We start from the raw sequence: 10,111 nt of genomic DNA, 5'->3' as shown, positions 1-10,111 counted from the left end.
GTCAGTCCTGGCGGTTGTCGGATGCGACAGTGCGGTTGTCGGATGCGACAGTGCGGTTGTCGGATGCGACAGTGCGGTTATCGGGTTCGACAGTCGCTGCGGCTCCCGTTGCCGTCTCAACCGCCGCGGCATCCGGTCCTGCTGATTCGCCGTCGGCGTGATCGGGGGAGGGTGGTGGGGCCCCGGGTTTGGTTTTGTCGTCCTCGGCGCCAGCCTTGATCTCGGTGCCAGCCTTGATTTCGGCGCCAGCCTCCCGTGATGCTTCGGCGACCGCAGGCTCGGGCGTACCTTGCAGCAGCGGCGCGGGTGTGTCGAGCTGTGCCGTGGGAACACGCGAGCTGCGCTCGCTCTGGCTCTCGGTACTGGAGTCCACGGCCATCTCGGCGGGGGTGCTTGGCATCGGCGCCTGCGCAGCCAAAGGCGCTTTCGTTACGGCATCCGGATCGGATAGAGCGACCTTCTCCTCGGCGTGCTGCGACCCCTCGGAGGTTGCGGCTGCCCGCTCGGTTTCGACTTTGGTTTTTCGGTTGTTTTCTGCACTTTCCAGCTCGCCGTCGAGCGTCTTCGACTCTCCCTGACGGGCGTGGTCGTCGCCGACCGGGGCCTCCCATTCGGCATCCTTGCGTCGCGCGCGTCCTTCCCTGCGGCCACGCCGGTTGCGCCGATCGCTCTCCCGTTCGCGGGTCTCTCGCTCCCTCATTCCCCGGGGCGGGCGCGCCAGCGTCGCAGAATCGCCCAGGGCCTCGAAGAAATCGAGGTCGATATTCGTCAAGCGCACGCTGTGCAGTCGCACGCCGATTCCCAGGGCTTCCATGGCTTGCACCAGGGCGTCCCCGTCAAACAAGGCAACAGGGGCCGCACCCATCGAGGAAGCTTCCTCGCGCGCGCCGGAGCTCAGCTGCCCAGTCGTGACCAGCCAAGCACCGCCGGCGTTGCCGTAGTGGTGCAGCGCTCCGCGGGCCTCGATAACGAGCTCGCGGGTAATCTCCCTGCGGTCGCGCCGCACAACCAAGGCCAGACGACGTTCTTCACTTCCCCGCCTGAGTGTTCCTGCGAAATGCAGCTCGTTGGTCGAGCTGCCCGGCCGGCGCACCGCGCGCAGCGAGGCGACGCCTTCGGCGTTGAGCCAGGTCGCGATGAATTCCGCGAACCCGGTCAAGGGTAGATCGCATAGCTTGTTGACGAACAGCCTGCGCGCCACTTCACGCTGCCTGACGGCGGCGCGCTCGACGGCCTCTTGAGCGCCCACGAGCTCCGAGCCGAGATGCCAGTCGGTGAGGGTGAGCCGATCGCCTTGGATCCGGAACCGAGCAGGCATGGTGGATCGCAGGCGGTTCGCGTTGTCCGCTCGCAGGGAAGCCGCCACGGTCGAAGCGAGTGCTGCCGGACTGCCGCCGAGTCTACCCCGTTCAACCAGAAGCTCCGCCGCGCGCTTGAAGGTCGCTGGTTGACGCGAACCGCGTGCCAGCACGGAAAACACGGCATCGGCGAGCTCTCTACCGAGCAGATCAGCGTCCTCGGGCTCCTGCGACAGGCCGGGCTCCTCCGGCGCCTCGGCACCGTTGGCAGGCTCGTCCTGAGCTGCCGACTCGGCTTCCGGGCCGGTTGTCGTTGCACCACGGCCTCGCCGCCGCCGCCGCCGCCGCCGCCGCTTGCTATCCCTGCGTTCGCCGTCCTCGCCTAGGGCAGCCAGTATGGGCTCGTCGTCGTCTTCTTCCTGAGGGAACAGGTCGGATCCAGGCGGTTCCGGCCCCGCAGGAGCGGCATCGACCTGTGGCGCCGGTTCAGCGCCGGCGGCTTCGGGCTCCTTCACGCTCTCATCGGGGCTTGTTTCGTCTGCGAACTCCCGCAGGCTGAAGACACCGGGGCGGATTTTCACGATCGGTGCGTCACCGCGGTCCTTCTTCACCATGGTCGCCAGTCGAGAGCTCATGGTGACCTCCGGAGTCTTGCCCACATGCGACAGGAGGTTTTGCTCGATGGCGAGCTCCGTGATCTTCTTGTAGTGCAGTGGCTTCCTAACGTTGCGCAGTACTTCGAGCGCCGCTTCGGTAAAGGTCATAGTGGTCGGTCCCCACGGGTTGGAGCTCCCGCCGCCGCGACCTTCGACGGGTCCACCATGGGCGCGCCGCTCGGGGTCGATACAGCAATCGGCAGGTCAAGAGCGTCAGTGATCGGCGACCCTATCATCGGTGATCGTTCATCGCAAACGAGGCTCGCGGCCTCATGGGCGCTCCCCGAGGCGGCTTTCTTGACCCGGATCTCGGCTGCTGTTACGGCCAACGGATCGCCGCACCGGCACGAGCTTCGTGACCCGATGCGATTGAACGAGGAGCACGATGAAGACCAAGCGAGTGGGTGTCCTGATGGGAGGGTTGGGTGCGGAGCGGGAAGTTTCGTTGCGCAGCGGCGAGGCCGTCTGCAACACTCTGCACGAGCGGGGCTACGATGTACGCAAGATCTTCGTCGATCGAGACATCGATCGAGTGCTGCGCCAGACGGCCATCGACGTCGCCTTCCTGGCCTTGCACGGCCCCTACGGCGAGGACGGCTGTATTCAAGGCATGCTTGAGATGCTCGATATCCCCTATACAGGCTCCGGCGTGTTGGCCAGCGCTCTGGCCATGGACAAGGTAAAGGCGAAGGAGCTGTTTCGACTGCACAACGTACCGACGCCGCCCTACTACGAGATGACGGCGGATCGAATCGAGGATCTGGAGGATATCCACGGCTCGTTCGGCTTCCCCGTGTTCGTCAAGCCGAGACGGCTCGGTTCCAGCATCGGAGCAGGACGTGCCAACGATCCGTCGGAGTTGTTTCAGCGCGCCGAGGAATCAGCCCGCTTCGACCGCTGCATACTCGTGGAGCGCTTTGTCGCAGGTCGTGAGGTGGCGGTAGGTCTGCTCGACGCCACGGCGCTCGGGGCCATCGAAATCGCCCCCAAGTCCGGCATCTACGATTATCGATCCAAGTACCTGGAGGGTCAGACCGACTACCATCTGCCAGCTCGCTTGTCGCCGACACATTACCAATGCGTGCTGAACATCGCCGAGCGCGCTGCGTGTGCGCTGGATTCGAGAGGCGCGACCCGTGTGGATATGCTGGTGACCGAAGGGGAGAACGAATACGTGCTCGAGGTCAATACCCTACCCGGACTGACCCCCACCTCCCTACTTCCGAAGATCGCCCGTGGCAGCGGGCTCGGTTTCGGTGATCTGTGCGAGCAGATCCTGACGCGAGCGCTGCACGTCCCCTGTGCGGTGCCGGCCGGCGTGGAGACGCCGCAGCAAGTCCCCGCGTTCGCGCCCGATGCCTAAACCGCCGCTTTCTCCATGAACCAGTTGCCCATCACCAGAACGTCCATGCGAGTTCGCTGGTAGCACGCGATCGCCTCGTCGGGCCGACACACGATGGGCTCGTTTTCGTTGAACGAGGTGTTGAGCACGACGGGAATGCCCGTGCGTGCCTCGAAGGCCTCGATGAGCCTGTGGTAGCGGGGGCATGCTTGCTTGTTGACCGTCTGCAAGCGTCCGGTGTGGTCCACATGGTCCGCGGCCTGGATCTCGCGCCGCCGTTCCGGGCGGGTAGGGTAGACCTGCATCATGAAGTCGCTGGGCCAGGTCTGCTCGAAGTAGTCACCGACGCGTTCCTCCAGGATGGACGGAGCAAAGGGCCGGAACGCCTCGCGGTGCTTGATGCGCGCGTTCAACGTGTCTTTCATGCTGGCAAGGCCCGGGTGCGCCACGATAGAGCGCGCCCCAAGAGCCCGCGGTCCCCATTCCATGCGACCCTGAAACCAGCCCACGATCCGACCCTGTTCGAGGCGCTCGGCCGTAACCGAAAAAAGTTCCTCGTCGTTTAGATGGCGGGCCTTCAGCCCGGCGCGTTCGATTGCGGTCTCGATCTCTCGATCGGAAAACGCCGGGCCCAAGTACGCATGCCGCAGAGGTTCGCCGCGTGGCTTGCCCAGGGTGACGCTGTGGACGAAGCAGGCAGCGCCGAAGGCCGTGCCATCGTCCGTGGCCGCAGGATGGCCGTGAAAGCGCCGGAAGGGGGTGTTGGCGAAAACCTTACCGTTCGCGACGGAGTTGAGCGCGACACCGCCGGCCACGCACAGCGCGTCCAGGCCGGTGCGCACGTGCAAATCGCGCAAGATGTGAAAGTAGACCTCTTCGAGGCGCTCCTGAAGCGAGCGCGCAAGGTCTTTGTCCCGTTGGGTGAGCTCCGCACCACGCTCACGCGGCTCGCCAAGACGGTCACTGAGCCGCGAGGAGAAAAGCGGCGCCGCAGTGGGGTGTCCCTCGGCGTCGGCGCTGTAGTCGACGCCTTCGCTGTGGTGCCGGAAATACTCCAGGTTGAGCTCGTACTTGCCCGAAGGTGCTTCTCGTACGAGCTCTCGCATGAAGTCGAGATAGCTGGGGGCTCCGTAGGGGGCGAGCCCCATCACCTTGCCTTCGTCGCCGTAGCGGTCGTAGCCGATGAACTGGCAGACCGCCGAGTAGAGAATGCCAAGCGAGTGGGGAAAGAGCACCCTATCGAGAACTTCGATCCGCCGGCCGTCGCCCCTGGCGAGCATCGCCGACGCGAAATCACCGAAGCCATCCACAGTCAGAATCGCGGCACGATCGAAAGGGCTGGGGAGAAACGCACTGGCCGCATGACACAGATGGTGCTCCACGTGGGAAAAACGAGCCCTGATCTCGGATCGAGGTACCTCGCAGGTCTCGGCCACGAGTGCTGGAATGTCCTGAATCTGCGCGCGGTTTTCCAGCCGCTGGCGGGCCAGCTTTCCGATGCGGCCCAGATTCTTTAGGCTGAAAGCGAGCTTCTGGCGCAGATTCGCCGTCGAGGCGCGGCCGATCGCGATGTGGTCCAGATCGCCGATCGCGATCCCACCCATATCAAGCGCCTTGCGCAGCGCCAGGCGCGGAAACCCCGCATAGTGTTTGACGCGGTTGAGCCGTTCTTCGGCGAGGGCAGCCGCCACCTCGCCATCGCGAAGCAGCACTACTGCAGCATCAGCGTGAAAGGCATTGATGCCTAGAATGTAGGTAGGCATGAGGTGTCACATGTTGGAAACAAGCCTCGACTATAGCGCGGAGGGGAAGGGGCGAAAACGACGAGCCGAATCGAACACGGGTATGTGCCCGGTTTCTGGACCCCAACCCGGTGGTAGCAGACCTGCCACCGGTCAGTCCGTAGATCGCGAATCGGACTCTCTAATCGGAAGTCCGAGAGACCTGAATCGCGTACTCGCCTTCGCCCTTGACCATTCTCGCCTGCAGGCGATAGACGCCGCTCAGCGTCGGGCAGAGCGGCGACTGCTGGCCAATGACAGGGACGGGATCGTGCCCCACGTCGCGTTGGATCTGCACCAGGTTCGGATCGAACAGCAACAGATCGAGATCCTGAACATCGGGCCCCCCTGTACCCACGATCTTGAAACAGTGGCCGGCGCTGAGCACGGTCATGTGGTCTCTCTTGGAGCCCTGATCGAGGCGACCACGCAAAGGAGGCATCAAAGCCACCATGCCGCCGGCATACCGCTTGACGTGGCGCGCCAGAGCTCGCTCGAGCTCGTCCCCGGCCCTCTCCGTGGTCTGCGTGGATGTCGATGTCCCCGTGCCCTGCGCGGGCGCGGAGCCAGGCCTGGCGGCCGCTGCGGGTGCCGCGCTTGGGACGGGCATCGCGACCGACGTGGCCGGCTCGTCCGGCCCATCACAGCCACAGCCCAGGCACAACAGAGGCAGCTGCGCAGCGAGGAGGGACCAACAAGCGGCGCCGAACCGAGTGGCCAACCGCCTACGGGCGACTTTGTGTGCTGCGATGGCACCCCGGAGTTCGGCTTTCCATGTCCGCGGAGGATCAACTGCCTGCCAAACGGGGCGTCGCCGCCGTGCCGCGCCGTGCCGTTTGATTGCGTCAAGCTGTCGGGTTGGGCCGAGAAGCATCTGGCGACCAGCCAGCCGGCTGGATACCTCGCAGCGGGCCAGCGGCAATCCTGTGACGGGTGACGGTCGAGCCATGTTGCCGACTAGCATCCGTGTGTCAAAGTCGACTATGTAGACCAACCTATGCGGGGTGTGCAAAGGCACCGTGGTTGTGAAGGGCCGCAGACGGTTCCCTTCGGCCTGGACGTGGCGCTCAAGGCATGACACCAGAGAACGCAAAGCTGCTGCTGGTTGTTGTTGGAGGGCTGCTCGTGCTCTTCACCCTGCTCAGGATGCTGCGCCTTGCCGACAGCGAGGCGGACGACATACGTCGGCGAATTGCCGAGCAGCGCAGGCGGGCGAGGGATGACAACCTCGACCGCGCGGAACGACGCAAGGCCTGGATGGAGGCGGCCAGGCTGGCCCTCGAGGAGCTCCATAGCCCCAAGCTTGCCGCCGCATACGCGCTGCGTGCAGAGCGCGTCGAGCCCGGTGACCTGAACGCGCTGACGTTCCTGTGGCGCATGCTGCGAAGCGCTTCGCGCTACCGCATGCTGGAAACGCTGTTGTGGCGTCGTTTGGCCTTGGACGAGCCCGATTCGGGTCCGGGTTACGAGCGCACGTTCGATGAGCTCTTGAAGCTCTACGAGGGTCCCATGCGCCGGCCGGAACGAGCCGAGGTCCTGCGCCGTCTTCGCAGCCGCCGCGCGTAGGCACTGCCGCATCACGCCACGCGCGGCAACCATGGGCTAACGGAACATCGGGTTGGAGAACTCGATGGGGACTCGGATGGCGATTTCGCGGGCACGGGGGGCGAAGTCGCGCGGCACGGCAGGGAAGGGCGCGCTCTGCTCGATGGCTGCAAGCGCGGCCTGATCCAGGTCGTCGAAGCCGCTCGACCGAATCAGTGCCGGTGCGCGTGCGAGCGAGCCGTCACGCCGGACCCAGATACGGTAGCGGCTTGTGCCCTGGTCCATTTCAAGTTGCCTGCGACGCGGGAAGACGAGCCTGCGAGCGATACGGTTGTGCAACACCCGATACCAGTGTTGGTAGGCAGTGCGACCCGTCCCTTGTATCTGGGCCATTCCCAGCATGCCCCTTCGAGCAGGCGCAAGGCGGCTCGCGCTCGGACGCGAGGCCGTGTTGCCCGAGCGACCAGCCCTGCTTTCGAGGCCGGTGGCCGTCTTGTGCTGCGCGGTGACGGGGCTTGATGCCGCGGGTGGGGTGGCCGACGTCTTGGCGGCACCTTCCATGCCGACTTCTGGTGTAGCCGTTTCCCGCTTGTCTGCCGGGGCCGCTGCAGTCCACCGGCCCACCGAGCGAGCGGTCGCGCGTGCCCGGCGGCGACGGCCTCGGGGCCGTTGCTCCTCGCGCTCGAGGGTGCGCGCGGAGCCATGGTAGGAGCGTCGTGGATCCGCGGCGGATGCGGCCTGCTTTCCCTGGCGAGCCGGCATGGGCCTCGGCGTCGCCTCTCGGGTGCAGTCGCGCCCACACGAAGGTCCTGCAAGGGGGCTCTCGGAGGCATGCGGGGCGAGCTGCAGCAGCTCGATTTCGACGAACGCCCGCTCCGGGTCCTGCGACTCGAGGTGCACGGCAGGCAACAGCGCCAGAAACAAGGCGAAGACGCCATGTCCGACCACCGACGCGAGCGCAGCATGCACCGCTTCCGTCCTGCCCACACCTGAAAGTCTACACCTTCAGCGGATTCGGGCACGGCGCGGCCAATCGAGCCGCTTTCTGGAAGGTGGCTGGGGCCTAGGCCTAGGGGTCGACTGCTTTGGCGCCAGCAGGGTCCGTCCCCCGGGTTGTGCCGAGCTCCAGGGCTGGCTCGGGGCCGCGCCGTACTCGCCACAGAAGCCCCAGCCCTGCCAGCGTCAGCAGAATCGAGCCGTACTGGCCCGGAGTGAGCGCGGCGTAACGCACGTCGCCGCCGCGTTCCGGTACCTCACGCAAGAAATCCAGAAAAAAGCGAATCGGGCCGTACAGCAGTGCGAACAACGCCATGTACGTACCGGCGGGCTGCCGCTTGCGAGCCAACAGCAAGAACAGCAACGTCGCGGCCGCGCTCCAGATGACCTCATAAAGGCCCAAGTCGTGGCGTGGTTGCCCCAGCTGGTGGTAGTTGTCGACTGCCAGCGGGAAGGTCGTCACGACCCCTGGATGATCGTGCACGACGAAGCAGCCCGTACGCCCGAACATCCAGCCCAAAGGAAAGCCGAAGGTACCTGCATCGCCTGCCAGCAGCAGCGATTTGCCCCGGCGCTGTCTCCATATCCAGCCGCCGAGCACCGCTCCCATGAAGCCACCATACGAAGAAAGCCCGAGGCAGCCATAGCGCTTGACAGTGCTCCACGAAGGGTCGCTGACCAGTCGCACGACGCGTTCCGGCGAGTAGAACACCCCATTGAGCACGAAGGCGCAGAGCAATCCCGCAGCCACCGTGTGCGTGGCGAAGTCGGACAGCAACGCGGGTTCAATGCCCAACTCTCGACCGCGGCGCTCCGCGAGCTTCGCACCCGACAGAATGCCAATCGCCACGAGCACGCCAAAAGGTTGAATCGGCAGTTCCCCCACGAATGGAATCGGCAGATGCCACGGCTCGAGGCGAAACCAGGGAATAAAGAGAAAACTGTGCGCCGCTGCGAGCACTGGGCCGCAGCCTAACGATTGCCGTTGGCTGCGCAAGCCCCGGTCACGACCTCCCTGGAGCCTGTCGAGACCCGCATGTAGCTGCGGTGCATTGACAGGTTGGCAGGGGATGGCTAACACGAGTGCTCTTGTGGCAGTAGGGAAGGTGTTGAATGGCAACCATTTCGGATGTAAAGGCGCGCGAGATTCTGGACTCGCGGGGTACCCCCACCATCGAGGTGGAGGTGACGCTCGAAGGAGGCACTACCGGTCGCGCTGCGGTGCCGTCAGGGGCCTCGACCGGCGCACACGAGGCGTGCGAGCTACGCGACGGTGACAAGGGCCGGTTCCTTGGCAAGGGTGTTCTGACCGCTGTCGAGAATGTGAACACCAAGCTCCGACCCGAGGTGCTGGGGCTAGACCCGCTACGTCAGGGTGACCTTGACCGACTGCTGATCCAGCTGGATGGCACGGAAAACAAGACCAAGCACGGCGCGAACGCGATCCTGGGTGTGTCGCTGGCCGCGGCTCGGGCGGCCGCGAGCAGTGTGGGATTACCGCTGTGGCGCTATATTGGCGGGGTCCAAGCCCGTACGCTGCCCACGCCCCAGATGAACCTTATCAACGGCGGCAAGCACGCCGACAGCGGCATGGAGATTCAGGAGTTCATGATCGTGCCGCTTGGGTTTCAGTTCTTCCGAGATAGCCTGCGTGCCGGCGTCGAGGTCTTTCAGCACCTAAAGCAGATCCTGAAGCGAGAACGCCACATCACCGCCGTAGGCGACGAGGGCGGTTTCGCGCCACGCCTTGAAACCAACGAAGCTGCGCTACGCCTGCTTGTTCAAGCCACCGAAAGTGCCGGCTACGTGCCGGGTGAGCAGGTTGCCATCGCGCTCGACAGCGCAGCGAGCGAGTTCTTCGATGAGGAGAAGAACCTGTATACCTTTGATGGCAAGGAGGTGGACGCTCCCGGGCTTGTCGAAATCTACAGCGACTACTGTGACAAGTATCCGATAGTATCCATCGAGGATGGAATGGCCGAGGACGACTGGGATGGCTGGAAGGCTCAGACCGCCGCGCTTGGCTCGAGAGTGCAGCTCGTCGGCGACGACATCTTCGTAACGAACACGTCTCGTTTGGAGCGCGGCATCGACGAGGAGGTTGCGAACTCCATTCTCATCAAGGTCAATCAGATCGGGACGCTCACCGAGACACTAGAGACGATGCAGCTAGCGAACCTGAACGGGTACTCGTGTGTGATCTCGCATCGCAGCGGCGAGACCGAGGACGCATTCATTTCAGACCTCGCTGTGGCCACGGGATGCGGCCAGATCAAGACCGGGGCGGCCTCGCGTTCCGATCGGATGTGCAAGTACAATCAGCTCTTGCGCATCGAGGAGCAGCTGGGCGAGGCGGCGATCTTCGCGGGCAATACCACCTTTGCTTGTCTGTAGGGCGGTTGCCGTCCACAGGGCGGTTGCCGTCCACAGGGCGGTTGCCGTCCACAGGGCGGTTGCCGTCCACAGGGCGGTTGCCGTCCACAGGGCGGTTGC

The 10,111-nt window shown here is 64.7% G+C and carries 8 protein-coding genes; 3 read left to right on the top strand and 5 right to left on the bottom strand.

What is annotated here, in order from left to right; all coding sequences use genetic code 11:
- Position 1: 1 nt before the first annotated feature.
- Positions 2 to 2,062, bottom strand: coding sequence for an HTH domain-containing protein (locus MJD61_09295; protein MCG8555465.1), 2,061 nt, complete (start codon positions 2,060 to 2,062; stop codon positions 2 to 4).
- 277 nt (positions 2,063 to 2,339) lie between these two features.
- Between MJD61_09295 and MJD61_09290 the strand changes: the two genes are divergently transcribed.
- A complete protein-coding gene (locus tag MJD61_09290; protein ID MCG8555464.1) occupies positions 2,340 to 3,317 on the top strand; it encodes a D-alanine--D-alanine ligase in 978 nt (325 codons plus the stop codon).
- On the opposite strand, the gene MJD61_09285 is transcribed toward MJD61_09290, so the two are convergent.
- Positions 3,314 to 5,059 carry a carbamoyltransferase gene (locus MJD61_09285; GenBank protein ID MCG8555463.1) on the bottom strand — a complete coding sequence of 582 codons (1,746 nt, stop codon included), beginning with the start codon at positions 5,057 to 5,059 and terminating at the stop codon, positions 3,314 to 3,316. The two genes, MJD61_09290 and MJD61_09285, sit on opposite strands and share 4 nt — an antisense overlap.
- A gap of 160 nt (positions 5,060 to 5,219) precedes the next feature.
- Positions 5,220 to 5,687, bottom strand: a complete 468-nt coding sequence (locus MJD61_09280) for a hypothetical protein (GenBank protein ID MCG8555462.1) — start codon at positions 5,685 to 5,687, stop codon at positions 5,220 to 5,222.
- A 464-nt stretch (positions 5,688 to 6,151) separates the two neighbouring features.
- Here MJD61_09280 and MJD61_09275 point away from each other — a divergent pair, with 464 nt between their 5' ends.
- Positions 6,152 to 6,643: a hypothetical protein gene (locus tag MJD61_09275; protein MCG8555461.1), complete on the top strand. Its 492-nt coding sequence runs from the start codon at positions 6,152 to 6,154 to the stop codon at positions 6,641 to 6,643.
- 36 nt (positions 6,644 to 6,679) lie between these two features.
- Here MJD61_09275 and MJD61_09270 read toward each other — a convergent pair whose 3' ends face one another.
- Positions 6,680 to 7,609 carry a TonB family protein gene (locus tag MJD61_09270; GenBank protein ID MCG8555460.1) on the bottom strand — a complete coding sequence of 310 codons (930 nt, stop codon included), beginning with the start codon at positions 7,607 to 7,609 and terminating at the stop codon, positions 6,680 to 6,682.
- Positions 7,610 to 7,691: 82 nt separating this feature from the next.
- On the bottom strand, positions 7,692 to 8,579 hold the full coding sequence (locus tag MJD61_09265) for a prolipoprotein diacylglyceryl transferase (GenBank protein MCG8555459.1): 888 nt from the start codon (positions 8,577 to 8,579) through the stop codon (positions 7,692 to 7,694).
- A gap of 152 nt (positions 8,580 to 8,731) precedes the next feature.
- Here MJD61_09265 and eno point away from each other — a divergent pair, with 152 nt between their 5' ends.
- The gene (gene eno / locus MJD61_09260; protein ID MCG8555458.1) at positions 8,732 to 10,012 is read left to right on the top strand and encodes a phosphopyruvate hydratase; all 1,281 of its coding nucleotides are present in this window, start codon (positions 8,732 to 8,734) and stop codon (positions 10,010 to 10,012) included.
- Positions 10,013 to 10,111 lie beyond the last annotated feature (99 nt).

The organism is Pseudomonadota bacterium (assembly GCA_022361155.1).
Taxonomy (GTDB): Bacteria; Myxococcota_A; Polyangia; order Polyangiales; family JAKSBK01; genus JAKSBK01.
Note: the sequence above shows the minus strand (reverse complement) of the source record. Positions and strands in the feature narration are given on the sequence as shown.

What these genes read in the sequence shown, in the direction of transcription:
- MJD61_09295 (MCG8555465.1), bottom strand. Translation starts at nt 2,062, where the DNA reads ATGACCTTTACCGAAGCGGCGCTCGAAGTACTGCGCAACGTTAGGAAG.
- MJD61_09290 (MCG8555464.1), top strand. Translation starts at nt 2,340, where the DNA reads ATGAAGACCAAGCGAGTGGGTGTCCTGATGGGAGGGTTGGGTGCGGAG.
- MJD61_09285 (MCG8555463.1), bottom strand. Translation starts at nt 5,059, where the DNA reads ATGCCTACCTACATTCTAGGCATCAATGCCTTTCACGCTGATGCTGCA.
- MJD61_09280 (MCG8555462.1), bottom strand. Translation starts at nt 5,687, where the DNA reads ATGCCCGTCCCAAGCGCGGCACCCGCAGCGGCCGCCAGGCCTGGCTCC.
- MJD61_09275 (MCG8555461.1), top strand. Translation starts at nt 6,152, where the DNA reads ATGACACCAGAGAACGCAAAGCTGCTGCTGGTTGTTGTTGGAGGGCTG.
- eno (MCG8555458.1), top strand. Translation starts at nt 8,732, where the DNA reads ATGGCAACCATTTCGGATGTAAAGGCGCGCGAGATTCTGGACTCGCGG.